Source organism: Mesorhizobium sp. M4B.F.Ca.ET.143.01.1.1, assembly GCF_004792275.1.
Classification (GTDB): Bacteria; Pseudomonadota; Alphaproteobacteria; order Rhizobiales; family Rhizobiaceae; genus Mesorhizobium; species Mesorhizobium abyssinicae.
In genome coordinates this window covers 160,554-186,298 of the sequence record NZ_SRSR01000005.1, presented here as the reverse complement: position 1 = coordinate 186,298, position 25,745 = coordinate 160,554, and the positions used below count along the sequence as shown (strand labels likewise).

General features: G+C 64.8%; 20 protein-coding genes and 1 pseudogene. 9 read left to right on the top strand and 12 right to left on the bottom strand.

Annotation, left to right across the window (positions count from 1 at the left end; all coding sequences use genetic code 11):
- Positions 1-1,575 carry an NAD(P)/FAD-dependent oxidoreductase gene (locus EN786_RS14455; RefSeq protein WP_127309892.1) on the bottom strand — a complete coding sequence of 525 codons (1,575 nt, stop codon included), beginning with the start codon at positions 1,573-1,575 and terminating at the stop codon, positions 1-3.
- Positions 1,562-3,181 carry an NAD(P)/FAD-dependent oxidoreductase gene (locus EN786_RS14450; RefSeq protein WP_135908628.1) on the bottom strand — a complete coding sequence of 540 codons (1,620 nt, stop codon included), beginning with the start codon at positions 3,179-3,181 and terminating at the stop codon, positions 1,562-1,564. Before EN786_RS14450 ends, EN786_RS14455 begins: the two co-directional genes overlap by 14 nt.
- Positions 3,182-3,378: 197 nt before the next feature.
- On the opposite strand from EN786_RS14450, the gene EN786_RS14445 reads away from it, so the two are divergent.
- The 5 genes from EN786_RS14445 to EN786_RS14420 all read left to right on the top strand — a co-directional run bounded on the left by EN786_RS14445 (position 3,379) and on the right by EN786_RS14420 (position 8,771).
- A complete protein-coding gene (locus EN786_RS14445) occupies positions 3,379-4,173 on the top strand; it encodes a methyltransferase domain-containing protein (protein WP_135908626.1) in 795 nt (264 codons plus the stop codon).
- Between the two features lie 27 nt (positions 4,174-4,200).
- On the top strand, positions 4,201-4,866 hold the full coding sequence (gene betI, locus EN786_RS14440) for a transcriptional regulator BetI (RefSeq protein WP_245478508.1): 666 nt from the start codon (positions 4,201-4,203) through the stop codon (positions 4,864-4,866).
- A 53-nt stretch (positions 4,867-4,919) separates the two neighbouring features.
- Positions 4,920-6,002, top strand: a complete 1,083-nt coding sequence (locus tag EN786_RS14435) for an ABC transporter substrate-binding protein (RefSeq protein WP_127312148.1) — start codon at positions 4,920-4,922, stop codon at positions 6,000-6,002.
- Between the two features lie 385 nt (positions 6,003-6,387).
- On the top strand, positions 6,388-7,464 hold the full coding sequence (locus EN786_RS14425; protein ID WP_127311819.1) for an extracellular solute-binding protein: 1,077 nt from the start codon (positions 6,388-6,390) through the stop codon (positions 7,462-7,464).
- Complete coding sequence (locus tag EN786_RS14420) at positions 7,461-8,771, top strand: flavin monoamine oxidase family protein (protein ID WP_127311820.1); 1,311 nt, start codon at positions 7,461-7,463, stop codon at positions 8,769-8,771. The genes EN786_RS14425 and EN786_RS14420 overlap by 4 nt, the downstream gene beginning before the upstream one ends.
- Here EN786_RS14420 and EN786_RS14415 read toward each other — a convergent pair.
- The 3 genes and pseudogenes from EN786_RS14415 to EN786_RS39455 form a co-directional block, all read right to left on the bottom strand.
- The gene (locus EN786_RS14415; protein ID WP_127311822.1) at positions 8,735-9,808 is read right to left on the bottom strand and encodes an ABC transporter ATP-binding protein; all 1,074 of its coding nucleotides are present in this window, start codon (positions 9,806-9,808) and stop codon (positions 8,735-8,737) included. The two genes, EN786_RS14420 and EN786_RS14415, sit on opposite strands and share 37 nt — an antisense overlap.
- Before the next feature lie 55 nt (positions 9,809-9,863).
- On the bottom strand, positions 9,864-10,688 hold the full coding sequence (locus EN786_RS14410; RefSeq protein WP_127391304.1) for an ABC transporter permease: 825 nt from the start codon (positions 10,686-10,688) through the stop codon (positions 9,864-9,866).
- Positions 10,685-11,602: pseudogene (locus EN786_RS39455) on the bottom strand (ABC transporter permease). The gene EN786_RS14410 and the pseudogene EN786_RS39455 overlap by 4 nt, the downstream one beginning before the upstream one ends.
- 315 nt (positions 11,603-11,917) lie before the next feature.
- Here EN786_RS39455 and EN786_RS14400 point away from each other — a divergent pair.
- Positions 11,918-13,336 (top strand): aminotransferase, encoded by a 1,419-nt coding sequence (locus EN786_RS14400; protein ID WP_127286990.1) that lies wholly within the window; start codon positions 11,918-11,920, stop codon positions 13,334-13,336.
- Between the two features lie 270 nt (positions 13,337-13,606).
- Here EN786_RS14400 and EN786_RS14395 read toward each other — a convergent pair whose 3' ends face one another.
- Complete coding sequence (locus EN786_RS14395) at positions 13,607-14,809, bottom strand: aromatic ring-hydroxylating dioxygenase subunit alpha (RefSeq protein ID WP_127311626.1); 1,203 nt, start codon at positions 14,807-14,809, stop codon at positions 13,607-13,609.
- 513 nt (positions 14,810-15,322) lie between these two features.
- Between EN786_RS14395 and EN786_RS14390 the strand changes: the two genes are divergently transcribed.
- On the top strand, positions 15,323-15,727 hold the full coding sequence (locus EN786_RS14390; RefSeq protein WP_127282675.1) for a hypothetical protein: 405 nt from the start codon (positions 15,323-15,325) through the stop codon (positions 15,725-15,727).
- A 248-nt stretch (positions 15,728-15,975) separates the two neighbouring features.
- On the opposite strand, the gene EN786_RS14385 is transcribed toward EN786_RS14390, so the two are convergent.
- On the bottom strand, positions 15,976-18,063 hold the full coding sequence (locus EN786_RS14385) for a hybrid sensor histidine kinase/response regulator (RefSeq protein WP_245478382.1): 2,088 nt from the start codon (positions 18,061-18,063) through the stop codon (positions 15,976-15,978).
- 230 nt (positions 18,064-18,293) lie between these two features.
- On the bottom strand, positions 18,294-19,022 hold the full coding sequence (locus EN786_RS14380; protein ID WP_245478381.1) for a response regulator transcription factor: 729 nt from the start codon (positions 19,020-19,022) through the stop codon (positions 18,294-18,296).
- Between the two features lie 94 nt (positions 19,023-19,116).
- Between EN786_RS14380 and EN786_RS14375 the strand changes: the two genes are divergently transcribed.
- A complete protein-coding gene (locus EN786_RS14375; RefSeq protein ID WP_127282650.1) occupies positions 19,117-19,803 on the top strand; it encodes a response regulator transcription factor in 687 nt (228 codons plus the stop codon).
- A gap of 64 nt (positions 19,804-19,867) precedes the next feature.
- Here the strand turns inward: EN786_RS14375 and EN786_RS37710 are convergent, their stop codons facing one another.
- Complete coding sequence (locus EN786_RS37710) at positions 19,868-20,035, bottom strand: hypothetical protein (RefSeq protein ID WP_189340605.1); 168 nt, start codon at positions 20,033-20,035, stop codon at positions 19,868-19,870.
- Positions 20,036-20,067: 32 nt separating this feature from the next.
- Positions 20,068-20,400: a hypothetical protein gene (locus EN786_RS14370; protein ID WP_127311128.1), complete on the bottom strand. Its 333-nt coding sequence runs from the start codon at positions 20,398-20,400 to the stop codon at positions 20,068-20,070.
- A 347-nt stretch (positions 20,401-20,747) separates the two neighbouring features.
- On the opposite strand from EN786_RS14370, the gene EN786_RS14365 reads away from it, so the two are divergent.
- Complete coding sequence (locus tag EN786_RS14365) at positions 20,748-21,206, top strand: L,D-transpeptidase (protein ID WP_127311127.1); 459 nt, start codon at positions 20,748-20,750, stop codon at positions 21,204-21,206.
- Between the two features lie 150 nt (positions 21,207-21,356).
- On the opposite strand, the gene EN786_RS14360 is transcribed toward EN786_RS14365, so the two are convergent.
- Together EN786_RS14360 and EN786_RS14355 are read right to left on the bottom strand one after the other, a co-directional pair.
- Positions 21,357-24,440, bottom strand: coding sequence for an efflux RND transporter permease subunit (locus tag EN786_RS14360; RefSeq protein ID WP_127282653.1), 3,084 nt, complete (start codon positions 24,438-24,440; stop codon positions 21,357-21,359).
- Entirely contained in the window at positions 24,437-25,699 is a 1,263-nt protein-coding gene (locus EN786_RS14355; RefSeq protein ID WP_245493363.1) for an efflux RND transporter periplasmic adaptor subunit, read from the bottom strand. Before EN786_RS14355 ends, EN786_RS14360 begins: the two co-directional genes overlap by 4 nt.
- Positions 25,700-25,745: the final 46 nt, after the last annotated feature.

Here is a 25,745-nt window from a genome sequence, read left to right as displayed (position 1 = left end):
TCATGCCCTCATCGCGATGATGCGGCGCGCGGCGTTGAGGCCGGGCGCGCCGGAGATGCCGCCGCCCGGGTGCGAGCCGGCGCCGGCGAGGAACAGTCCTTCGAGCGGGGTGTCGTAGCCCGACCAGCCGGAGACCGGCCGCGACATCAGCATCTGGTCGGCCTGCAATTCGCCATGGTGCCAGTGGCCGCCGGGCATGCGGTAGCGCGCCTCGATGTCGGCCGGCGTCAGAAGCTCGGCATGGCGTACTGTCGCGCCGATCCCGGGCGCGTAGGTCTCGAGCTGGGCCATGATCGCCTTGAGGAATTGCGGCCTGCCGGCGGCCCAGCCCGCTCTCAGCGCATAGGGCGCATATTGCACCACTGCCGAGAGCACGCAGGCGCCGGAGGGTGCCAGCGATACATCGGCCAGACTGGGCAGCGTGATCTCCATCACCGGCTCGGGCGAGAACTCGCCGTATTTCGACGGGTTGAAGGCGCGCTCGACATGGTCGGGCGAGGGCGCGATGACCAACCGGCCCTTGTGGCCGGCGGCATCGACGCCGGAAAATTGCGGTGGCCGGTCGAGCGCCAGATGCAGCTTCGCCGCGTCGCCCTTCATGCGGATGTTCTTCACCTTGCGCACGAAGCCCGTGTCGACCTCGCGCGGGCCGACGAGATCGAGGATGGTGGTGGCCGGATTGATGGCGGAAACGACGGACTTTGCCCGCAGCGTCTCGCCGCCTTGCGTGACGACGCCGACGGCGCGGCCATTCTCGACGATGACCTTGGCGACCGGCGATGCCGGGCGGATCGAGACGCCAGCCTGCTCGGCCGCCGCGCGGATGGCGGCGACGACGGCGCCCATGCCGCCTTTCGGCAGCATCTGCGCGCCGGCAAGGCCGCCGATCTCGCCGGCCAGCCGGTAATAGAGACCGAGCAGCGAGGTCGGCGAGCGCGGCCCGAGATGGGAGCCGAGCGTCGCGTCGAAAGCGAGCAGGCCCTTCAGCCTGTCGTCCGAAAGCTGCTCGTCGAGCAGGTCGTAGACATTCATCAGCAGAACGCGCAGGAAGTCGCGCATGTCCTCCTTGCCGAGCCGCTTCAGCGCCAGCGCGGTCTGGCCGAGGCCGGTCATCTCGGCGATCGACATGCCGGCAAGATCCGGCGGCCGGCGCGACAGGAAGGGCTTCAGCACGCCGGCATATCGCAGCAGCTGCGCGCGCAGTTCCTTCCAGGCGGATTGCTCGGTGGGGCTGGCGCCCGTCAGCACCTCGCCATAGGCGCCGTGCAGCACCAGCGAGCCGTCCTTCGACAGCGCCACCGAAGGCACGAAATCGGCGCGCTCGACCTTGAGGCCGTGGCGCTCCAGCTCCAGCGTCTTCACCACATCGGGATGCAGGCGGTTGAGCAGGTGGGCGACCGCGGAGACACGGAAGCCGGGCGCAAATTCCTCGGTGCGGGCGGCGCCGCCGAGATCGTTGCCGGCTTCGAGCAGCAGCACCTTGCGGCCCGACTTCGCCAGCGTGGCGGCGGCGACGAGGCCGTTGTGGCCGCCGCCGATGACGATGGCATCCCAATTCACTTCAGATGACGTCATGGGCCGGGCTCATATGTGAGGTTGGCTTGGCAAGATCGCGCAGGATCTCGGCGGCGGCGTTGCGTCCGGGCGCGCCCATGACGCCGCCGCCGGGATGGGTGGAGGAGCCGCACATGTAGAGCCCGCCGACCGGCGAACGGTATTGCGCGTAGCCAGGCACCGGGCGGTTGAACAGCAACTGGTCGAAGGTCAACTCGCCCTGGAAGATGTTGCCTTCGGTGAGGCCGACCTCGGCTTCGATCTCGCGCGGCGTGCGCACTTCCATATGGACGATGCGGTCGCGGAAGCCGGGCGAATATGCGGCGATTTGCGCAATCACGCTTTCGGCGAAGCCGTCGCGATCGGCGTCGGTCCAGTCGCGGCCATCAATCTTCGGCGGCGCGTATTGCACGAAGCAGCTCATGAAATGTTTTCCCGGCGGCGCCATGGTCGGGTCGAGCGTGGTCGGGATCATCATGTCGAGGAAGGGGTCGGCCGACCAGCGACCGGCCTTCCAGTCGTCATAGGCGCGCTCCATGCGCTCGATGGAATCGGTGAAGTGCATGTCGGCGCGATAGACCGGCGAATCCTTGGGCAGGGCCGGGAATTCGGGCAGCGAATCCAGCGCGATGTTGACCTTGCCGGAGGAGCCGCGGATCTTGAAGTTCCTGACACGGCGCAGAAAGATGTCGGGCAGTTCCTTTTCCTCGACCAGCTTCAGGAAGGTGCGCTTGACGTCGGCATTGGAGATGACGAGCTTGCCGTAGATCTCCTCGCCGCCGACGAGCAGGACGCCCTTGGCCTTGCCGTTCCTGACCAGCACATGATCGACCTCGGCGCCGGTGCGGATGGTGCCGCCGGAGGCCCTGAAGGACGCGGCCAGCGCCCTGGTGACGGCGCCCATGCCGCCGCGCGCATAGCCCCAGGCGCCGACCGAGCCGTCGACCTCGCCCATATAGTGGTGCAGCAGCACGTAGGCCGTGCCCGGCGACATCGGCCCGAGCGCGGTGCCGATGATGCCGGACAGCGCGAAGTTAGCCTTGATGACGTCGGTCTCGAAATACTCGTCGAGGAAGTCCGAGGTCGACATCGTCCAGAAGCGCAAGGTCAGCGCCATCTCCTCGGCCGTTAGGCCGGCGAACTTCTTCCCCAGATAGAGCAATTCGCCGAGGTCGCGCGGCTTGAAACTGGTCGGGTCGGGCGCGGTGCGCATCAAGAGCGGCTGGATGAAGCGGCATTGCCGCGTCACGTCGCGCGAATAGCGGTCATAGGCCTCGGCGTCGCGCCTGGAGAAGCGGGCGAACTCGCGGCGATGGGCGTCGTGGTCGCGGTAGTTGGCGAGATAGTCGCCGTCGCGGGTGAACACCGCGCCGCCTTCATAGGAGATCACCTGCAGGCCGAAGCGCGGCAGCTCCAGGTCGCGCATGATCTCGGGCCGAAACAGCGAACAGACGTAGGAACAGTTCGAATAGAGGAAGCCCGGCGTCAGCTCGCGGCTTGTGGCCGCGCCCCCGACCCAGTCGTTCTTCTCGACGACCAGCACGTCGAGTCCGGCGCGCTGCAGGTAACAGGCATTGACCAGGCCGTTGTGGCCGCCGCCGATGACGATCGCATCCCACGCCTTCATGTGCGCTCAACCTCCATCCGGCTGCCCTTCTTTTGTGTGGTCTGTTCCCCGATGCGTCGAATTTGGCACGGATCAAGGATTTCTGTCCAGCCATTTTGAATGAATGTTCAACAAATGGTGTTGCGTTTTCCTGTTTATGCGCTAGGCTTTGCGGGCAATTGGAACTGGCCACTTTCGAAATCTTGGGTTGAGATCCGATGATCGAAACGGCGGACGACGAGCCGGAGTACGACGACACCGCCATTCGCTTCCTGGAGGCGCTCTGGGGCGAGGGCTATCTGTCGCCGGGCGGACCCGAAGAGGTCGACCGGGTGGTCGAAGGCCTGTCGCTGAAGGGCAAGACGGTCCTCGACATCGGCTGCGGCGCCGGCGGCATCAGGCTGCATCTGGTCAAGCGTCACGGCGCGGCACATGCGACCGGCTTCGATGTCGAAGGACCCGTCATCGAGGCCGCGAGGCAACGGGCGGCCGCGCGAGCTGTCGGCGAGCGCGTCAGCTTCGTCCAGGCGCCGCCCGGTCCGCTTCCCTTCGCTGACGCATCCTTCGATGTCGTCTTCTCCAAGGATGCGCTGCTGCACGTGCCCGACAAGGAAGCGCTGTTCGCCGAGATCTTTCGCGTGCTGAAGCCGGGTGGCGTCTTCGCCGCGTCGAACTGGATGATTGCGCATGACGGCGAGCCGTCGCCGGACATGAAGGCCTATGTCGCGGCCGAAGGCCTGTCCTTCACCATGGCCTCGCCGGCGCGCTATGCGCAGGCGATGCGCCGGGCGGGCTTTGCCGACATCGCCGTGCGCGACCGCAATCCCTGGTATCGCGACGTGGCGCGCGAAGAGCTGGCGCGGCTCAAGGGGCCGCTTTATTGGCCTGTCGCCGCCGTGGTGGGTGCCGCCTATGTCGACAAGAACATCCATACCTGGGAGGCGATGCAGAAGGTGCTTGACAGTGGTGAGCACCGTCCCACTCATCTGCGCGGTTGGAAGCCGGTTGGATAGCCGGCGATGCTGGAGACCGTGACGCTCATGAAGACTGCAGAGGCCAGCGATATTGTCCCCGAACCGTCACCAAAGGGCGACGCCGAAAAGCGCGGCCGCAAGGCCTCGAAGGAGGTCAGGCAGCTGCAACTGATCGAGGCGACGATCGATTCGCTCGCCAAGCGCGGCTACGCGGAGACGACGATGGCCGATGTCGCCGACGGCGCCGGCCTGTCGCGCGGCATCGTCAACTTCCATTTCGAGAGCAAGGAAAAGCTGCTGATCGCCACGCTGCAGCACATGTATGACGAGTATTCGGCGCACTGGCGCGCGGCCCTGCAGAAGGCTGGCGATGATCCGGCAAGGCAGCTGCAGCTGCTGGTGTGGGCCGACTTCGACCGCTCGATCTGCAACAAGCGCAAGCTCGCGGCATGGCTGGCCTTCTGGGGCGAGGCCAAGTCGCGGCCGACTTACCAGGCGCTCAGCAGTTCGCGCGACAATTACTACCAGCAGGTCTTCATCGATCTCTGTGCGACGCTCAAGGAGAGCGGTGGCTACTCTTATGACCCCCAGGTCATAGCGCTGGCGCTCAGCGCCATGCTCGAGGGACTGTGGCTGCGGCTGATGATGGGGACAGAGGACACCACTCGCGAGACCGCGCTGCAGGCGGCCAACGCGTTCCTGGCGGCGGCCTTTCCCAGACACTACCAGTGAGAAGAAAGCCGGCCGACCGAGCGGGCGGAAACGACAAGGAGGATGGAACAGCAATGAGAACCCTGAGCCGACGCCTGACGCTGACCTTGGCACTGACCGGTGTGCTCGCCGCTTCCGCGGCGGCGCTGGCGGTTGCCGCCGACAAGGACCTGATCGTCTTCGACTGGTCGGGTTACGAGGACCCGAGCTTCCATCCGAAATATGTCGAGAAGAACGGCGATTCGCCGACCTTTGCCTTCTTCGGCGACGAAGACGAGGCCTTCGAAAAGGTGCGCTCCGGCTTCAAGTCCGATCTTGGCCACCCCTGTTCGCAAAGCGTGGTGAAGTGGCGCGAGGCCGGCCTGCTGCAGCCGCTCGATACGTCGAAGATCACGGGCTGGAAGGACCTCAATCCCGGCATCATGGCGATGAAGGATCTCGCCACCACCGCCGACGGTAAGGCCTGGTTCATGCCGTGGGACTGGGGCAACACCCAGCTCACCTACAATTCCGACAAGGTCGACGAGAAGGACGTGCAGTCGCTGAAGGCCTTCGCCGATCCGAAGTTCAAGGGCAAGGTCTCGATCGGCGACAATGTCGACGATGCCTATGCGCTGGCGAGCCTTGCCATCGGGCTCAAGGACTGGACCATGATGACGGACGACCAGTTCAAGCAGGCGTCTGACTTCCTGCGCCAGGTGCACAAGAATATCCGCTCCTACTGGACCGACACCACCGACATCGTGCAGCTCCTGAGCGGCGGCGAGGTCGATCTCGCCTGGGCATGGAACGATGCGACGGTGCAGTCGGCCGCGGCCGGCGCGCCGATCAAATCCAAGAAGGATACCGCCGAAGGCATCTCGACCTGGGTGTGCGGCTATGTGCTGTTCAAGGATGCGCCGGACAATGTCGACAAAGCCTATGACTATCTCAATGCGATCAACGATCCGGACGTCGCCAAGGTGCTGGTCAAGGACTGGGGCTACGGTCAGGCCAACGCCAAGGGCATGGCCGGCGTCGACCAGGCCGTCCTGAAGGAAAAAGGCTACGACGACGTGCAGAAATTCGTCGACAAGACGCTGTTCCAGTCGCCGGTGCCCTCCGCGCTCAAGCTCAAGATGATCGCCGAGTTCGAGAAGATCAAAGCCGGTTATTGAGCATTGTCTTGGCGTCTCGCTGTTTCGTTGGAAACGGAAACGGGGCCTTAGGCTTCCGAGCTCGTCCGATCGCGCTCCCGAGCGCTGGCGCCGCCCCTCACCTGCCTGCCGGCATCCTCTCCCCGTATAGTGACAGGGAGAGGGGCGCTGTCATCGCCGGTTTCGCCAATCGCTAACGTTTCAGGAAAGGCGACGAGGTTGCGGCCAGCCCCTTCTCCCCGTCACTATACGGGGAGAAGTGCCCGGCAGGGCGATGAGGGGCTGCGCAGACTTCGACAATTTCGTGATCTCAGCCATAGATTGAAGCGGAGCGAGCGGCCTCGCCAAGGGCCTGCAATTCTCCTAACCTCGCGGAAACGTATTTGCGATGGGGGAGTTTCGCGTCATGAATTCCATGCTTCGCCGCCCTGCGCTCGCCGCCGCCTGCACGGTCGGCGTTGGCGTGGCCTGCGCGCTTGCGGAGGGCGGTGGCGATCTCGTCGTCTTCGACTGGTCGGGCTATGAGGACCCGCTGCTGCATTCCGGCTACGCGGCGAAATACGGCGCCGAACCGACCTTCTCCTTCTTCGGCGACGAGGACGAGGCGTTCGAGAAGATGCGCGCCGGCTTCAAGGCCGACATCGCGCATCCCTGCTCGCAAAGCGTGGTCAAATGGCGCGAGGCAGGCCTGCTGCAGCCGCTCGACACCAGCCGCATCGCCGGCTGGAAGGACCTCAACCCTGGCATCATGGCGATGAAGGATCTCGCCACCACAGCCGACGGCAAGGCCTGGTTCATGCCGTTCGACTGGGGCAACACCTCGCTGCTCTACCGCACCGGCAAGGTGACGGCGCAAGAAGCGCAATCCCTCAGGATCTTCGCCGATCCGAAGTTCAAGGGGCGCGTCACCATCGGCGACAATGTCGACGACGCCTATGCGCTGGCGAGCCTGGTGATCGGATTGAAGGACTGGACCAAGATGACGGATGCCGAGTTCGAGGAGGCGTCCGACTTCCTGCGCCAGGTGCACAAGAATGTGCGCTTCTACTGGACCGACGACACCGACCTCAACCAGGCCTTCACCGGCAACGAGGTGGATCTCGTCTGGGGCTGGAACGAGACCTATGTGACGCTCAAGGGCCAGGGCATGCCGATCGAGATGAACCGCGACACCAAGGAAGGCCTGTCGACCTGGGTGTGCGGCTATGTGCTGATGAAGGACGCGCCGGGCAAGCTCGACCAGGCCTATGATTTCCTCAGCGCCGTCAACGCGTCCGGCGTATCGGACTATCTGGTCAAGACCTTCGGCTACGGTCACGGCAACGCCGCCGGCATGGCGGCGCTCGACCACAAGATCCTGGCCGAGCGCGGCTTCGACAATCTGGACAAGTTCCTCGACAAGACGCTGTTCCAGCAGCCGGTGGCGCCGGAGCTGAAGCAGCGGATGGTGGCTGAGTTCGAGAAGATCAAGGCCGGCTATTGACGACAGCAGTCGAAAGAACCGAGGTCGTCATCGTCGGCGGCGGCTTCACCGGCCTGACGGCAGCGCTCGAACTGAAGCGCGCCGGCATCGATTTCCTGCTTCTCGAAGCGCGTGACCGGGTCGGTGGGCGGGTCGAGGCAATTCTGAACGGGCTCGGCGAACGGATCGACAGTGGCGGCCAGTTCCTGTGCGAGGACATGCCGGAGCTGATGGCTCTGGCCAGGGCGCGCGGCAAGACATTCGTCGAGACCTATGTCGATGGCGATTTCATCACCCATCCGCCGATGTCGGCCGGCCAGGCGGAGCGGACCTATGTCGCGGCGATGGCGATCCGCGACCGGCTGAACGGGATCGAGCCGGATGATCCGGCAATTGCCGGGCTGACCGTCGCCGACTGGCTCGAACACCAGAAGGACACCGCCGACGCGAAGGCGGCCTTCCGCTCGATGATCGAGGGTCTCTGGTGCCTGGCGTTGGAGAAGGTGCCGCTCTGGTATCTGATCGACAATGATCGCCGCATCACCAACGAGGTGCCGGAGCTGCAATATTTTCTGCGCGAGACCATGCAGTCGCTGGCCGAGGATCTGGCCGGCGATCTCGGCGACCGGTTGCGATTGAACGAGCCGGTGACGCGGGTCGAGCACGGACCGCAAGGCGTTCGCGTCACCACGGCCAGCGGCGCGATCGATGCGCGCGAAGCTTTGGTTGCGGTTCCGCCAGCGACGGCCGCGAAGATCGATTTCGCGCCCGCCCTGCCGAGGCACCTGGCGAAGGCGCTTGGCGTCTGGGAAAGCGGCGCCGTGGTCAAGATCCTGGTCCGTTACCGCAATCCGTTCTGGCGCGATCGGGACCTGAGCGGCATGGTGATGTGGCGCGACATGCCGGGCCTGTTTGCCTGCGACGCCAGCAAGGATGCAGGGCATGCGGCGCTGGTCGTCTTCATCGGCGGACCCTTGGCGCTGCGCTGCCGCAAGCTGGGCGCCGCGGCGCTGCGCGCCGAAGTCACCGCCAAGCTCGTGGATGCGCTCGGTCCGGAGGCGGCCGATATCCTCGACTTCAACCAGCGCGACTGGACGGATGACCGCTGGAGCGGCGGTGCCTATAGCGACCTCATTGTCGATGTGACGGCGCGGGATGCCGAGCGCACGATCCTCGCCGGCGCGCCGCCGGTGCATTTCGCGTCGTCGGAAGTGTCGCCGTCGTTCCCCGCCTATGTCGAAGGCGCGATCGTGGCCGGGCGCATCGCCGCCGGCAAGATCCTGGCTGGCCTTCAGTCCGCCATCGCCACCAGGGCCTCGGGATCGTAGGCGAGGCGGATCGGCGCGCCGACCGGGATGTCGTCGGCGCCGAAATCGTTGGTCTCGGTCACCGAGAGCGGCTTTTCCAGTCCGGGTATCTCAACGATCAGGTGGGTGATCTCGCCGAAATAGTGGCGCTCGACCACCTTGCCGGCAACCTCGAATTTCGCCGTCGCATTGTCCCACAGCACGCGCAGCCGTTCCGGCCGGATGCCGAGCGTCGCCTGGCCGCCGTTGCGGACGAAGGCCTTCGGCTTGTCTGTCTTCACACGCCCAAAGCCCACCGTGTCGAGCACCAGCGAGGCGCCGTTCTCCTCGACGATTTCGGCCTTGACGAAGTTCATGCCGCCGAGGAAGTCGGCAACCTGGCGGTTGACCGGCCGCTGGTAGATTTCCTTCGGCGAGGCGACCTGCGCGATCTTGCCGCCGAACATCACGGCGATGCGATCCGACATGGCCAGCGCCTCATACTGGTCGTGGGTGACCAGCACGAAGGTGATGCCGACCGCCTGCTGCAGGCGGCGCAGCTCGACCTGCATCTGCTCGCGCAGTTTCTTGTCCAGCGCCGAGAGCGGCTCGTCGAGCAAGAGCACCTTGGGACGCATGACCAGCGCGCGGGCGAGCGCCACGCGCTGGCGCTGGCCGCCGGACAGCTCGGTGGCGCCGCGCTTGCCGAGGCCGGTCAGCGACACCTGCGCCAGCGCCTCCTCGACGCGGCGTCGTTCCTCGTCGCCTTGCAGCTTCAGCCGCTTCAGCCCGTAGGCGACGTTCTGCTCGACGTTGAGATGCGGGAAGATCGCATAGCTTTGGAACACCATGTTGGTGGGCCGGCGATTGGCGGGGATGCCGTCCATCGGCTGGCCGCCGACGGCGATCGAGCCGCTGGTCGGATTGTCGAAGCCGGCGATCATGCGCAAGAGCGTGGTCTTGCCGCAGCCCGAGGGACCAAGCAGCGAGAAGAACTCGCCTTCCTTGATGGTCAGCGAGGCATCGTCCAGCGCCTTGAAGGCGCCGTAGCTGCGCGTGACGTCGCGGATCTCGATCATGGCCCGCTCGGACTGGGGTCGCTCGGACTGGTGGGGCCGTTCGGCCAGGGACAATTCAGGCATAGAGGCCTCCCTCGTTCCGGGTGCGGCTGGCCGCGCGGCGGCGCAGGATCTCGGCAATGGTCATCAGCAGGAACGAGGCGAAGAGCAGCAGCGTGCCCAGCGCCAGCACACCCGGCAGCTTGGCCGCGAAACGCAGTTGACCCCAGATGTAGATGGGCAGCGTCGCCTCGGTGCCGGTCAGGAAGAAGGCGATGATGAACTCGTCGAGCGAGATGGTGAAGCAGACGAGCAGGCTGGAGATGATCGCCGGCATCACCATCGGCAGCGTCACCCGCCGGAAGGTGCCGAAGGCGCTCTCGCCGAGATCGGCGGAGGCTTCCTCCAGGCTGCGGTCGAAGCCCTCGAAGCCGGAGGTCAGCACCGTCATCGAATAGGGTATGCAGACCAGCACATGGCCGAGCACGACGGTGAACAGCGACAGGCTGAGGCCCAGCTGCAGCATCACCAGCAGCATCGAGATGGCGACGATGACCTCAGGCAGCACCAGCGGCGCCATGATCAGGCCGTTGATGGCGCGCCGTCCGGGATAGCGATAGCGGGTGATCGAGCGGGCGGCCAGGATGCCAAGCACGGTCGACAGCACCGAAGCGGAGACGCCGACGATCAGGCTGTTCCACGTGGCGTCGATCAGCGCCGGCGTGCGCGGCAGGTCCTCGTACCATTTGAGCGTGACGCCCGAGAGCGGGAATTTCGGCGTCGCTGCCGTGTTGATCGAGAAGATCGGCAGGAAGATCACCGGCAGATAGAGGAAAGCGACATAGAGGAAGGCATAGGCCGAGAGCCAGCCGCCTGGGAGCAAGCGTTTGATCGCCATCATCGAGCCAGCCTCTGCGCGGCGCGGATGATCAGCACCGTGGCGCCCGCCATCAGCGTCACGATCACCATGGTGGTGACCGAGAGCGCGGCGCCCAGCGGCCAGTTCGACGCCTTGCCGAACTGCGCCTGGATGGCGTTGGCGATCATGACGCCGTCCTTGCCGCCGACCAGCTTCGGCGTGACATAGTCGCCGACCGTCGGGATCATGACGATGAGCATCGCCGAGACGACGCCCGGCGTCGACAGCGGCAGCGTCACGCGCAGGAACGAGCGCAGCGGGCCGTCGCCGAGATCCGTCGCAGCCTCGACCAGCGTACGGTCGACCTTCTCCAGCGAAACGAAGATCGGCAGGATGGCGAAGGTCGCCTAGGCATGGGTCAGCGTGATGATGACGGCGCTCGAATTGTAGAGCAGCGCCGTCGACGGCTCATCGATGATGCCGAGACCCATCAGGCCGGAATTCAAGACGCCGTTGTAGCCGAGGATCACCTTCCACGACATGACCCGTAGCAGGTAGCTGGTCCAGAACGGGATGGTGATGAGGAACAGCCACAGGCTCTTGTGACGACCGCCATGGAAGGAAATGAAATAGGCGATCGGGTAGGCGAGGATCACGGTGAGCACGCTGACCGTCAGCGAAATGTAGAGCGAGCGCCATAACAGATCGCGATAGATCGGCTCGGTGAGCGCGACGCGGTAATTCTCCAGCGTGAAGGTGTGGTCGATGGTGAGGTAGTTCTGCGTCCAGAAGGAGTGGGCAAAGACCACCAGGATCGGCAGCACCAGCAGGATGAGGGCATAGAGGAAGGTGGGACTGATCAGGGCAAAGCCCTGGACGGGTTCCGACTGCAGAAGGGCACTTCGCCTGACCTGCGTCATGCGCAGCGGAGGCGACCCTTCGGCAGCCGCCGTCATTGCAGCGCTCCGGGCGTGATTTCGCTTGCTGGCACGAACAATTCCGCCATGTGGCTCCCATCTCTCAGGCCCGGCGGCTTGTTCCCATTTGTCCTTGTAGCGCGACCCAATGCAAACCGGTGACCCGTCTTGCTGGCCGCGCCCTGGCTTGCCGGCTTTCTTTCATCATGAGCGCATCCGCCAATTGAAATCAAGCGCTATTTCTGCAATATTGATTGAACGGACATTCAAAATGAAGTGAAGAAAGACCGATTTTCCGGGACTTGTCGCGTCATTCTGTGTCCACCGAAGGGCCCACAACCACACGAGGCGATTATGGCGGCTGCAAGGGAGATCAGGGCGCGGGAAGGCAACGAGGCCGGCGATGACGATGCCGTGGAGTTGGCCAAGCGCCACCTCGTCCAGCCTTGGCCGTATGCCGGCTCGGTCGGTGCCGAGGCGCGCGCGCTGATCGGCGAGGGCGACGGCATCTACATCACCGACGCGTCCGGCAAGCGGCTGATCGACGGGCCGGCCGGCATGTGGTGCCTCAATGTCGGCCACCGCCGCGAGGAGCTGGCGCGGGTGATGTACGACCAGGCGATGGCGCTCTCCTACAACACGCCGTGGTACACGATGAATGCGCCGTCGGCGGAACTCGCCTGGCGCATCGCCGGCCATGCGCCAGGCGAGCTCAGCCATGTCTTCTTCACCACCGGCGGCTCGTCCGCGGTGGAGACGGCGCTGCGCTTCATGCAGTTCTACAACAATGTGCGGGGACGGCCTGAGAAGAAGCTGATCCTCAGCCGTGGCGGCGCCTATCACGGCTCGACCTATCTGTCGGCCTCGCTCAATGGCCGTCCGCGCGACCGCGACTGGATGGACGGCGCCGACGAGCTGGTGGTCAAGCTTTCCTCGCCCGACCCGTTCCGGCGGCCGAAGGAGATGAGCCCTGCTGCCTTCACCGATTTCCTGGTCAGTCAGTTCCGCGACACCATCGCCCGCGTCGGCGCCGAGAGGATCGGCGCCTTCGTCGGCGAGCCGGTGCAGGCTTCCGGCGGCGTGATCGTGCCGCCGGAAGGCTATCTCCAGCGCATCCGCGAGATCTGCCGCGACAACGACATCCTCTATGTTTCGGACGAGGTGGTGACCGGCTTCGGCAGGCTCGGGCACGTCTTTGCCTCCGGCGACGTGTTCGGCATCGATCCGGATATGATCACCTTCGCCAAGGGCGTCACCTCGGGCTACTTCCCGCTCGGCGGCGTCATCATCTCGGAACGGCTGCTGGAGCAGCTGCGGCGCTCCAACCATCCGGACGCGCTGTTCGGCCATGGCCTCACCTACACCAGCCATCCGATCGGCTGCGCGGTGGCGCTGAAGAACCTCGACCTGCTGGAAGAGGGCGTGCTGGCGCACGCGCGCGAGGTCGCGCCCTATTTCCAGGCGCGGCTGAAGACGCTGGAGGAACTGCCGCTGGTCGGCGAGGTGCGCGGCATGGGGCTGATGGCCTGCATCGAATGCGTCGCCGATCGCGAAAGCAGGAATCCGCTGCAGCTCGACAAGGACGTCGGAAAACGCATCGACGCGCATTGCCACGAGCTTGGCCTGCTGGTCCGGCCGCTGATCAACATGTGCGTGATGTCGCCGCCGCTGATCATTTCGCGCGAACAGATCGACGACATGGTGGCGATCCTGCGCGAAGGCATTTCACGCACGATGGACGATCTCAGGAAAGAGGGCGTCTGGCGGGGGTGATTTTCTTCCTTCTCCCCGTTTCACGGGGAGAAGGTGCCGGCAGGCGGATGAGGGGCGGCGCCGACATTGGCGATTGGCTGCGGTTCAGGACCTCATCTGCCTGAAATCATAACCGTCCTGGCCCAGCGCCGTGCAGCGCCAGCTTACGACCTTCAGTTTGACGATCAACCTTGAGGTTGCGAGCAAGCATAATCATAAGGCGTTGGTGCCGCCCCTCATCCGCCCTTCGGGCACCTTCTCCCCGTGGAACGGGGAGAAGGAAGAGAGGTGCTACCCCCTCGACCGCAACGCGTCGTTCAGCGCCCACATGTCCTTTTCCTCCGGGGCCGTCTCCAGGCCGAGCACGGGGACCTGCCTGCGCAGATGGTCGTGGTGGGTGCGCACGCCGTATTCGAGGTCGGAGAGATAGAACCCTCCGAACGCTTCCGACAGCATGGATTCGTTCGACCACACCGAGAGCTGGACGTCCTCGTTCATGGTGTCGCGGTCGATGCGGTAGGCGAGGTAGCGCGCCGCGGCCTGCTCCCTGGTCTCGTCCTTGTAGCGGTAGATCGCGCCGCGCAGCAGCGTCTCGCCGGTCGACAACGGGAACTCCTGATAGAACTGCACGGATTCCGGCATGATCGACAGCGCGTTGTTGGGGAAGATGCCGTAATAGATCCAGGCCTTGCGCAGGTGCTCCGGCAGGTGCGAGGCGTCGGGCGCGAGCTTGATGTATTCGCGCACGCTCCAGCGCCGTCCGGCATGCGGGTTGTAGGTGGCGAAGGAGCGCGACACGCCGTTGACGAAGGGCTCGTCGAAATAGGTCGCGCCATAGAGATCCTGCAGCGCCGGATGCGCCATGGCGACGTGATAGCCTTCGTTGTCGACGTCGCGCACCGACTTCCAGTTGACTGGCGACTTTTGCGTCCAGATGCCCCAGGACGGCACCATCTCGGCGACGTTGTAATGAGCCATCTCGGCCTCGATCGGCTTCAAAAGTTCCGCCACCGAAGGCTGCGGCCCGCCCTTGCGGAAGCGGATGAAGATGAAACCCATCCAGATTTCGAGGTCGAGCGGCATCAGGCCGAACTCGGTCTTGTCGAGATCGGGGAAAGAGCGCGGGCGAGCAGCACCGCGCAGCGTGCCGTCGAGATTGTAGACCCAGCCGTGGAACGGGCACACAAGCGCGTTCTTGCAGGTGCCCTGGCTGTCGGCGACGACGCGGCTGCCGCGATGGCGGCACATATTGTTGAAGGCGCGCACGACGCCGTCCTTGCCGCGCACGATCAGCGCCCGCTCGCCGATGACATCCATGGTCAGATAGTTGCCGGGATTGGGCACGTCGGAGACGTGTCCGGCGATCTGCCAATGGTTGCGGAAGACGTATTCCTTCTCGAGTTCGAGAAGGGCGTTGGAGTGATAGCTCCAGCCCGGCAAACCCCGCCGGTCCCAATCGTTGGGGATCGCCACGTCACGGAGGTGCGGGTTCATGGAAGGCTCTTCTTTTGTTGAATGCTCATTCAATATAAACATATTTTCCATTGAAATGCAATGGTTTGCGAAAGTATGAAATTATTGCGGCGCAAGGCCTGCGTCGATCTTCAGCCCGTCTGGTTGGGAAAAATCGCGGAAAATCCGAGCGTTAACTGGGGTTCCGGACGCCGGCACCGCCGCGTCCGGATGGAGCAGGGCGGGCCGCGAAAACGGCAGCTCCCCGGCGATAAGACCCGACTCGATTTCGCTCGCAAAGTGTGAGGTTGCTCATAGTCCGCAACGTCGCGTCGGCGCATTGCTCCGGCTTGTGATGTCGCTCTTTCAGGTCTCGCTTATGGAACTGCATCGCAAAGGAACACGAAAATCGGCGCATGACCGAATATGCCCGATCATGCCCGATTTTTCTGTTTCAAGCCGGTTACACGGGCAGGCCTCGCGTATCATTCCCCCGTTACCGGGTGCGATTAAATTCGTTTCATAGAAAAAAGAAAGACAACGAAGGGGATTGCGATGTTCACGAAAGTCGAGACCGCCAACCAGCGCCTCCAGGCTCCGGAGCGCAGCGACCGGCGTCCGAAGCTGGCGCTGCGCCAGCGCGCCAGCGACCATCCGATGGCAATGTTCATGGCGATTGGCGCCATTGCCTTCGCCGGCATGTTCTTCACACCGGCGGCAGGCCCCGCCTTCGCGTCGTTCGACCCGCCGGCCGGTGTCGTCGATGGCGCGCCGACCACGATCAAGACCGGGCGTCTGCCGATGCCGCAGATCGATTTCGCCTGCAAGGGCCAGGCCTGGGGCGCCGAGAGCGCGGATTGCCTGCGCGCCATTGCCGAGCAGTCCGGCAAGCACAGGGAACGCGCGGTGCGCATGATCGCCAATGCCGCTCCGCTGACCAGCACGCCGAACGTCTTCTGATTTGTCGAACGTGATCCGCGAAACAGTTCCCCGCTTCGCAATCACGCTTTGACCTCCCCAGAGCGCTCCTCCTGCGCTCGAGTCAGGCTCCCACCGCATAGTCGGTTGGGAGCCTCTTTTTTTGGGATCTATTGATATTCAGGTGAGGCCGGCCTGCGTAGGGCGGTTTGCTGCGCTTCCGGTACTCGCGTGTTCGCTCAAACCGCCATTCTCGGCTCGGCCTGACAGATCCCGGGGGGCGCCTAATCTTAGCTCTCGACAGAAGCCTGCTCGGCTATGGCAGAGAGCACGCCGCGCACATCGAGCGTGCTGAACGGCTTTTCCAGGATCTGCGGCCGCTGGTGCGGCGGCAGCGCCTCGATCTCGGCCTTGGCACCGATGAGATCGCCGGTGACCAGCACGAAGCACTGCGCCAGCGCCGGCCGTTCGGCGAGCAGCTCGCGATAGATCGATATGCCACTGGTGCCGGGCATGCGCAGGTCGGAAAAGACGATGTCGGGCGGCATCTGGCCGCTGAGGATCGACGCCGCCGATGTCCAGGCCGGCACCACCCGCGACTTGACGCCCATCAGCTCCAGTATGTCGGAGAGCGAGCCGGCGACGTCGGGCTCGTCGTCGATGATCAGCGCGTGGCGCAAGCCGCTCGAACGTGTCGGGCTGTCGGTGCCGGCAGCCGGGCCGGCGGTAATCGCCGGCAGTTGGACGACGAAGCGGGCACCGTGCGGCTGCACCTCCTCGAACCAGATGTTGCCATTGTGCCGCTCGATGATCGACTTCGAGATCGACAGGCCGATGCCGGTGCCGACGCCGACCGGCTTGGTGGTGAAGTAGGATTCGAAGATGCGTGAACGGATCGCGTCCGGCACGCCCGGCCCGTTGTCCTCGACGGAGAAGCCCGGATTGCCGCGCTCGCTGCGAAACGTGCGCACCTTGATCAGCCGGTCGCCGGCGACGCCGGCCAGCGCATGCTGGCTGTTGACAAGGAAGTTGGCGGCCACCTGCGTCACATGATCGGCATCGGCCATGGCCAGCAGCGGGCCGGCGGCGAAATCGGTGTCGATGATGATGCCGCTGGAGCGCGCGCCATAGGCGGTGACTTCCAGCGCGGCGCGGATCACCTGGTTGAGATCGGTCTCGGCCTGCTCGGTCGGATGCAGGCGCACCATCGACAGGAAGCTCTTCACGATGCGGCCGCACCGCTCCGCCGCCGCGCGCACCTTCTCGGCGCGCACCTTGGTCTGCGGGTCGCTGGCGAACTCATGCAGCAGCGTCGACTGCGCGACGACGACGGCAAGCGGATTGTTGAGCTCATGCGAGACGCCGGCCAGCAGCGAGCCCATGGCCGCCATCTTCTCGTTCTGGTGCAGCTTCTCACGCTGGCGGCCGATCTCCTCCTCGGCGCGCAGCTTGTCGCGCAGGTCGCGGATCGAGCCGAAGATCAACCGACGGTCGGCGACCCGCATCTCGGTTGCGGTCAGCTCGATCGGGAATACCTCGCCGACCGAATTCTGGGTCACGGTCTCCAGCCGCTGGCCGACCATCGGCGAACCGCGGCCGGACATGTATTCGGCGCCCGAGGCATAGCCCTTGCGGTAGTAGATCGGCACGATGGTGTCGAGCAGGTCCTTGCCGAGAATGTCGCTGCGCTGGAAGCCGAACATCTTCTCGGCCGCCGGGTTGAACTCGATGATCGAGCCGGTCTCGTCGATGACGACGATGGCGTCGAGCGAGGCCTGCAGCATGGTGCGGCGGATGACCTCGCTGGCATGGGCGTCGGAGGGCGAATGCTCGATAGCGTCGCCGATGGCGAGCGCGATGATGTGCAGCGTCGCCTCTTCCTCGTCGGTCCATTCGCGCTCGGCGACGCAGTCGTTGACCGCCAGCGTGCCCCAGAGGTGACCGTGCGCGAAAACCGACACCGACAGGAACGACTTGATGTTCTGCTTCTCGAAGTCGGCCCTCAGGAAACCGTCGAGATCGCGGGTATGGCCGGCAAATACCTTGCCTTGCCGCTCGTCCTCCTGCAGCCGCTCCAGCAGCGGATCCGAATTGATGATCGACTGCATGATGACGGTGGGAGAGGCGAGCTCGCCGCCAAAGTCGGGATTGATCCAGTAGGCCGAGACCGATTGGGCGAAGCCTTGGCCGGGAAGCTCGCGCAGCCGAAACAGGATGCCGCGCTGGCAGTCCATGGCGCGGCAGAGCGTCTCCAGGATGACGTCCATCTCGCGCTGCCAGTCGCCGGCCTCTCGGAGCCGGCGCACGACGCGGACAGCCGCCATTGCCGCGCCCTGGCGGGTGGCTTGCGTGTCGGTGCGCGCGGCTGCAGCAGTCATGTCTAACAAGTCACCCAGGGCCAGATCGGCAAGATATGAAATTGAGCACACAGGCTCGGAAAAATCGACCACGGTTTCCCGCAGGAACCATACGCAGGGCCAAAATGCTACAGTGTTCTTTGCGCATCCGGAAGGATGCGCGGCGTCGATGGTTGCGGATCTGGAAAGTCCCGGGCCGTCATCACCACGTGACGGCACCTCAAATCGATCCAGGCCGCCCTGGCTCGGCCCTAGTTGCCGTCGCCGGCGGGGAGCGAAAAGATATAGCCTTCGCCGCGCACCGTGCGCAGGAACTTCGGGTTGGCCGGATCGGCCTCGATCTTCTTGCGCAGCCGCATGATGCGGATATCGACCGCGCGGGACGATTCGGGGTCCTCGACGAATCCGATCGCCTCGGAGATCGCGGCCCGTGTCAGCAGCCGGTTGGCGCGGGTCAGGAAGACTTCCAGCACGTCGAACTCGCTCTTGGCCATGTCGACGACCGCGCCGTTGGCGCCGGTGACCAGCCTGCCGTCGAGATCGGCGTGGAAGGCGCCGAAGCTCATGCGCCGGCCAGTGCCGGTTTCAGGCTTGGCCGCCTGGGGCTCCGCCGGTTGCGGAACGCGGCGCAGCACGCTGCGCACCCGTGCCAGCACCTCGCGCAGCTCATAGGGCTTGACGATGTAGTCGTCGGCGCCGAGCTCCAGCCCGACGATGCGATCGAGCGCGGTGCCGGCAGCGGTGGCGTAGATGATGCCGATCGGGGTCTTGGAGCGCAGCCAGCGACCGAACGACAGGCCGTCCTCGCCGGGCATGGCGATGTCAAGGATGGCGAGATGAAAGGATTGCGTCTCAAGCAGGTTGCGCGCCGCGGCGGCACTTTCGGCCGTCGCCACGTCATAGCCGCTGGCGCCGAGATACTCGGCGACGGCATCCCTCAGGTCAGGCTCGTCCTCGACGACGACAATTCTTGCCCGCACTATGCTCTGGCTCCCGCTTTCAGCGGAAAGTAGATTGGGTATAAACATGATGTCCAGCACTCATCTTGAGAAGTCTGTCGCAGGGTGGAGAAAAATGGCCGCACGATCCGTCATCGCGCTCGTTTCCGTCGCCGAAGTGGTGGCGGGCGACCTTGCCGACCATCTCGAGCGGCGCGGTCATGACGTGCGCGCGGCGCGCCAGCCCTGGGAAGCGGAATCGCTGCTTTCGGCCAAGGGCATCGATGTGGTGGTTGTCGGCGACAGTGTGAGCCAGGCCGAGGGGCGCGATCTGCTTCGCCGCTTTGGCGGCGAGGGCGGCCCCGACTTCATCCTGATCTGCCGGCCGGCCGACCTGGTCGACAAGGTGCTGGCGCTCGAGCTCGGTGCCGCCGACGTCGTCGAGAGCCCGCTCAACGTCAGGGAACTCGCCGCGCGCATCGGTGGCCTGCTGGCGCGGCGCGGCAGGGCCGCCGGGGAACTGATCGTGCTGGAGAACGCGACCGTCGATCTGCGGTCGGCGATGGTGATGCACCGCTCGGGCGCGGAAGACCAGCTTTCGCCCGGCCAGGTGGCGCTGCTCAAGCTGTTTCTGGCAAGCCCCCGCAAGGTGCTGACGCGCGACGACATCATCGCCGCGGCGCCGGCCGAAAACGCCGACGCCTTCGACCGCTCGATCGATTCGCGCATCGTGCGGCTGCGCCGCAAGCTCGACACCGAAACCATCACCACGATACGCGGCGCCGGCTACCGGTTCGACCCGCCGACGCAGCGCGTCGATTGAATCAGCCAGACTGTTCGATTGTTTCAGCATCGGACCGGTTTCCATTCTGGTCCGATGCTCTGGCTCAGCGCAGCACGATGGCCGATGGGCCGGATGGCGCATCGCTGGCGACGGCGACCACCTCAGCCTGGGCACGGTCGCGCAAGAGGACAGTGGCAAGGCCGGCAAAGCCCAGAAGGCCTTGCGCGTAGAGCAATGCGGAAAGCACGGCTGCGGCAGATTTCGTGTTCATTGGCTCCATCCCTTCAACTATGCGGTTTCGCTTCAGGAAACCCCCGAAGCGCCCGCGCCGCCCACGGAGCCCCCCGCAGCGGCGCGGGCCTTCGGTCCTCTCGGCAGCAAGTAGCCGGAGGCGCCGCGCATCCACTTCAGCCGAAGGCCGACCCGCCAGAGGGCCTTCAGCCGGTTAACGCGCAGGCTGGACACGATCCAGACCGTGGCGATGAACAGCGCGGCATGCAGCGTCGAAATCTCGCCGGAATTCATGGCTGCAAGTGTCGTCGCTGGGTTGCCGGCAAAAGAGCCGACACCGCCGAGGACGATTGCAGCGACGCTTATCCGGAGAAGCCAGGAGCGTAGGTTCGTTTTCCTGCCCATTTTCGTTTTGCTGTCGTCTGTTCCCGTTGCGTCAACTGTGCTGCCGGCTTGTATCGGGATCATGCCGCACGGGCTGCGCTTTGTTGCAGGCTGGTTTCGGCGCCGGTCGTATCGCTTTCATATCAGAGACATACGCGCTTTCGTTTGGGGGCTTTGCAGCCTCAAGCCGGTAACCAGGCGTTAACCATATGGCGTGCGCCCGACCACGCCCATCGCCGGGCTTGTTAACCAGGGGAAACAGATTCGAAACAAATGTGAGCATCAAGCGAAATCGGCTTGAAACATCACCCAGCGATAAGTCCGGCATCGAATTGGAGCCGGCCCGACCGGCAGAGAGAGGGGACAACATGAGCACCACCATTTCCGCCAGGCTTATCAACATCACCGCCGCTGCCCTGACTGGCGCGGCCCTGCTTTTCGGCGCCGGCAGCGGCGCCGCCCACGCCAACCAGATCCTGGCGCGCGTCTCGCTTTCGCAGCAGACCATGGAAGTGCTGGTGGACGGCCGGCCGACCTTCGCCTGGAAGGTCTCGACCGGCGACAGGTCGCATGTCACGCCGACCGGCTCGTTCAAGCCGACCCGCCTGCACGAGATGTGGTATTCGAAGAAGTACGACAACGCGCCGATGCCGCATTCGGTGTTCTTCAGCGGCGGCTACGCCGTGCATGCGACCTATGCCATCAAGCGCCTCGGACAGCCGGCCTCCCATGGCTGCGTGCGGCTGCACCCGGATGCCGCGGCCGATTTCTACCAGCTCGTCCAGGCCTTCGGCCCGTCGAACACCAGCATCGTCATCGTCAAGTAGCAGGCTGTGGTCGAAGGCGGCGAGGAGGGTCGGCAAAACCTCCTCCTCCGTTCCGCCTCCCGCCTGAAGAGGCATTGCTTCTTCCGCGGTAAACGCCCAACCAAAAAAGAGGCCGGAATTTTCCGGCCTCTTTTTTGTCTTTCGTTTCCGTCAATCCTGCAGCGCCGGCATCAGGTTGGGATCCGGCTTCTCGGCATGATGCGGCAGGTCCTTGCTGGCGATGAAGGTGTAGAACATCGGCACCACGAACAGCGTGAACATGGTTCCGACCAGGATGCCGGTGAAAATCACCAGGCCCATCGAATAACGGGCGGCGGCGCCGGCGCCGCTGGAGGTGATCAACGGCACGACGCCGAGCGCCATCGCCGCCGTGGTCATCAGGATCGGCCGCAGCCGCACCTTGGCCGAAGCGACAATCGCGTCGCGCCGACGCATGCCATGCAGCTCGCGCTGCTGGTTGGCGAACTCGACCAGCAAGATGCCGTGCTTGGTGATCAGGCCGATCAGCGTGATCAGGCCGACCTGGGTGTAGATGTTGAGCGTGCCGAGCCCGATATTGAGCGGCACGATGGCGCCGAAGATCGACAGCGGCACCGCCATCATGATGATCAGCGGGTCGCGGAAGCTTTCGAACTGCGCCGCCAGCACCAGGTAGATGACGAGCACGGCCGCGGCGAAGGCGATCATGATCGTGTTGCCCTGCTCCTTCTCCTGCCGGGACTGGCCGGCATAGTCGACGAAGAAGGTTTCGGGCAGCGTCTCCTTGGCGATGTCCTCGATCGCCTTCAGCCCGTCGCCGGTGGTGACACCGGGCAGCGGCAGGGCCGAGATCGTCGCCGAGTTCAGCTGGTTGAACTGCTCGATCGCGGCGGGCGCCGCGTTGGTGGAAATCTTCACCACCGCCGACAGCGGCACCATGTCGCCCGAGGCGCTGCGGACGAAATACTGCGACAGCTTTTCCGGGTTGTCGCGGAATTCCTGCGGCACCTGCGGGATGATGTCGTAGCTGTTGGAGTCACGGTCGAACTGCGCCACCTCAGCGCCGCCGACGAGCAGCGTCAGCGTGCGGCCGATATCGGCGATCGGTAGGTTCAACGCCGCCGCGCGGTCACGGTCGATCGTCACCGTCACCTGCGGCGCGTCATAGGACATCGAGTTCTGCACGACGATGAAGCGGCCGGAGGCCTGCGCCTTGTTCTTGATATCCTCGGCCGCCTGGTAGACTTCGGAGGCGTCGCCGGTGGAACGCACCACAAAGGAGATCGGCAGGCCGCCGCCCGAACCGGGCAGCGTCGGCGGCGCGAAGACGAATGCCTCGACGCCGGCCACCTTGGCAAGCCGGCCGGTGATGTCCTCCTGGATCTCCTTCGAGCTGCGGCTGCGCTCGGCCCAGTCCTTGAAGGCGAAGCCGACGAAGGCGCCGTTGGTGGCGCCGCCGAAGGCGACGGCCGAGAACTGCGCGCGCGTCTCGGGGATGTCCCTGACCAGGCCGAGGATCTGATTGACGTAGGTCTCGGTATAATCTGAGGTCGCATAGCGCGGCGCGGTCACGATCGAGAGCAGGAAGCCCTGATCCTCCTCCGGCGCCAGTTCGCTCGAGGTCTTGGTGAACATGAAGCCGGTGAGCGCGACCAGCGCGACCACGATCAGCAGCGTCACCGGACGGTTTCTGAGCGAACTGGTGACCATCCTCTCGTAGACGCGCTCGACGCGGCCGAAAGTGCCGTCGACAATGCGCTGGAAACGGCTGTGCGAGCCTGCCTTGAGGATGCGCGCCGACATCATCGGCGTGATGGTGATGGCGATGATGCCCGAAAGCACCACCGAGCCGGCAAGCGTCACCGCGAATTCGCGGAACAGCGCGCCGGTGAGGCCGCCGGTGAAGGCGAGCGGGGCGAACACGGCAGCCAGCGTGATGGTCATGGCGACAATGGCGGACAGGATCTCGCGCATGCCGTTGAACGCCGCCTGCATCGGCGACATGTGATCCTCTTCCATGTGGCGATGGATGTTTTCCACCACCACGATGGCGTCGTCGACGACGAGGCCGATGGCCAGCACCATGGCGAGCAGCGACAGTAGGTTGATGGAGTAGCCGACCGCAAACAGCAGGAAGCAGACGCCGATCAGCGACAGCGGAATGGTGACGATAGGCATCATCACCGAGCGGAACGAGCCGAGGAAGAGCAGGATGACGACGATGACGATGGCCACCGCCTCGCCGATGGTCTTGAACACTTCCTCGATCGAGGCGCTGATCTGCTCGGTGGAATCGTAGACGACCTCGATCGACATGCCTTGCGGCAGCGTCTCCTGGATCGTCGGCACCAGCTTGTGGATCGCCGCCGCCGTGGTCAGCGGATTGGCGGCCGGCGTCGGGAAGATGGCAAGGAAGGTGCCGGGCTTGCCATTGAAGCTCACCCTGGTGTCGGTGCTTGCCGCGGCAAGCTCGACGCGCGCCACGTCGCGCAGCCTGACCACATTGCCATCCTTGGAGCGCAGCGGCAGGGCGGCAAAAGCCTCCGGCGTCTGCAAGGTCGAGCGTACGGTGATCGAGGAGACGACGTATTCGTTCTCGGTGTTGCCGGGCGCCGACAGGAAGTTGCTGTCGTTGATGGCGGTCAGCACCTCGGCAGCCGTCACGCCGCGCGCGGCAAGCTTGACCGGGTCGATCCACACCCGCATCGAATATTCCTCGGCGCCGAAGATCTGCACGTCGGCGACGCCCTCGACCGTCGACATGCGCGGGCGGATGACACGCTCGATATATTCGGTCAGCTGCTCCTTCGTCATGTTCGGATTCTGCATCGAGATGTACATCATCGCGAACTCTTGCCCGGTGCCCTTGACGATCACCGGATCCTTGGCGGCGTCAGGCAAAGTGCCGCGCACGCCCTGCACCTTGGACAGGACTTCGGTCAGCGCCACATCGGGATTGGAGCCGAGCTTCATCTGAACAACAACGGTGCTGGACGACGGCCGGCTCGAAGAGGTGACGTAGTCGATGTTCTCGGTCGAGGCGACGGCGCGGGCGATCGGGGCGGAGATGAAGCCCTGGATCAGGTCGGCGCTGGCGCCGGGATAGGCCGTGGTGATCGTGATGGCGGTTTCCTCGACCTTCGGATACTGCCGGATCGACAGGTTGAAGATGCCCTGGAAACCCAGCAGCAGGATCATGCAGGCAAGCACGGTCGACAGGACCGGCCGGCGGATGAAGATGTCGGAGAAATTCATTGCTGTGCGGCCTGCTTGTTTGCCGGCTTGGTCGGATCGATCGTGTTGTCGACAGCAACGGACATGCCGTTGAAGAGCCGGTTCTGGCCGGCGGTGACGACCTCATCGCCGGCGGCGATGCCCTCCAGGATCTCGACCATGCCGGCATTGCGGCGGCCGGGCTTGACGAAGACCTGGGCAAGCACGAGCTCCGGCTTTTCGCCCTCCGCCGGCTTGGCCGCGGCATCGGCGGGCTTTTCGTCCGGCTTGGCCTGCGGGGTTGAGCCGGTCTTTGTCGCGTCCGGCTTCTCTTCGGGCTTGGCCGCCGGGGCGGCAGCGCCGGCCGCGGGCTTTGCCGGACGGACGACGAAGACGAAGTCGCCATAGAGGCTGGAGGTCAGGGCCGTCTGCGGCAGGCCGAGGACATTCGGCTCCTCCGGCAGTTCGACGCGCACCTGGACGAACTGGCCCGGCGTCAGCTTGCCTTCGGGATTGGCGACCTCGGCGCGGATCGAGACCAACCGGCTCGCCGGGTCGATCTTGGGATCGATGCCGCGAATGGCGCCGGCGAACGGCATGTCGCTGCTGCCGCCGCCGATGCCAAGCCGCACCGTCTGGCCGATCTTGAGCAGCGGCAGCTGCTGTTCAGGCACCGAGAAGTCGACCCGCATGGTGTCGAGGTCCTGCAGGGTCACCACCGAGGAACCGGTGGCGAGATATTGGCCAAGGTCGATCTTGGGGATGCCGACCGTGCCGGCGAAGGGCGCCGTCAGCTGCTTCTGGTCGAGCACCGCCTGCAGCTTGTTGACCTGCGAGGCGGAGGCCGACGCGGTCGCCCGCGCGGTGTCGAGCGTGGCGTCGGTGCCGACGCCGCGCCGCTGCAATTCGATGGCGCGTTCCAACGCCGTCTGGTCGGACACGTTCTGCGCCTTGGCCGCCGCGAGATCGGCGCGCTCGACGGCATCGTCGAGCTGCAGCAGCACGGCGTTGTCGGCAACCTTCTGGTTGGCGTGGAACATGATGCTCTTGACGATGCCGGCGGTTTCAACGGTCAGATCGACGCCGCGCACGGCGCTGACGGTGCCGATCGCCTCGACGCCGGGCGTCCAGTCGGACGGTTTGACGATGACCGTCGACACGGTCGCCGCAGGCGGCTTCATGGTGGCGAAATACTGCTTGATCGCGCTGTCGCGAAACAGGTTGAAGCCAACGATGCCGCCGCACACCAGGATGAGCAGAAGCAAAATTCCGGTGATGATCAAGAAGCGCTTCACGAACAGTCCCCCTCGGCCGGCGTCCGGCATAGTCGTCGAACAGCGGGACAAA

Excerpts from the sequence above, each read along its gene's own strand:
- EN786_RS14395 (WP_127311626.1), bottom strand. The coding sequence starts at position 14,809 with ATGAACCCGCACCTCCGTGACGTGGCGATCCCCAACGATTGGGACCGG.
- EN786_RS14385 (WP_245478382.1), bottom strand. The coding sequence starts at position 18,063 with ATGACTGCTGCAGCCGCGCGCACCGACACGCAAGCCACCCGCCAGGGC.
- EN786_RS14400 (WP_127286990.1), top strand. The coding sequence starts at position 11,918 with ATGGCGGCTGCAAGGGAGATCAGGGCGCGGGAAGGCAACGAGGCCGGC.
- EN786_RS14415 (WP_127311822.1), bottom strand. The coding sequence starts at position 9,808 with ATGATCGAGATCCGCGACGTCACGCGCAGCTACGGCGCCTTCAAGGCG.
- EN786_RS14435 (WP_127312148.1), top strand. The coding sequence starts at position 4,920 with ATGAGAACCCTGAGCCGACGCCTGACGCTGACCTTGGCACTGACCGGT.
- EN786_RS14365 (WP_127311127.1), top strand. The coding sequence starts at position 20,748 with ATGAGCACCACCATTTCCGCCAGGCTTATCAACATCACCGCCGCTGCC.
- EN786_RS14425 (WP_127311819.1), top strand. The coding sequence starts at position 6,388 with ATGAATTCCATGCTTCGCCGCCCTGCGCTCGCCGCCGCCTGCACGGTC.
- EN786_RS37710 (WP_189340605.1), bottom strand. The coding sequence starts at position 20,035 with ATGAACACGAAATCTGCCGCAGCCGTGCTTTCCGCATTGCTCTACGCG.
- EN786_RS14360 (WP_127282653.1), bottom strand. The coding sequence starts at position 24,440 with ATGAATTTCTCCGACATCTTCATCCGCCGGCCGGTCCTGTCGACCGTG.
- betI (WP_245478508.1), top strand. The coding sequence starts at position 4,201 with ATGAAGACTGCAGAGGCCAGCGATATTGTCCCCGAACCGTCACCAAAG.
- EN786_RS14390 (WP_127282675.1), top strand. The coding sequence starts at position 15,323 with ATGTTCACGAAAGTCGAGACCGCCAACCAGCGCCTCCAGGCTCCGGAG.
- EN786_RS14445 (WP_135908626.1), top strand. The coding sequence starts at position 3,379 with ATGATCGAAACGGCGGACGACGAGCCGGAGTACGACGACACCGCCATT.
- EN786_RS14455 (WP_127309892.1), bottom strand. The coding sequence starts at position 1,575 with ATGACGTCATCTGAAGTGAATTGGGATGCCATCGTCATCGGCGGCGGC.
- EN786_RS14450 (WP_135908628.1), bottom strand. The coding sequence starts at position 3,181 with ATGAAGGCGTGGGATGCGATCGTCATCGGCGGCGGCCACAACGGCCTG.
- EN786_RS14375 (WP_127282650.1), top strand. The coding sequence starts at position 19,117 with ATGGCCGCACGATCCGTCATCGCGCTCGTTTCCGTCGCCGAAGTGGTG.
- EN786_RS14370 (WP_127311128.1), bottom strand. The coding sequence starts at position 20,400 with ATGGGCAGGAAAACGAACCTACGCTCCTGGCTTCTCCGGATAAGCGTC.
- EN786_RS14410 (WP_127391304.1), bottom strand. The coding sequence starts at position 10,688 with ATGATGGCGATCAAACGCTTGCTCCCAGGCGGCTGGCTCTCGGCCTAT.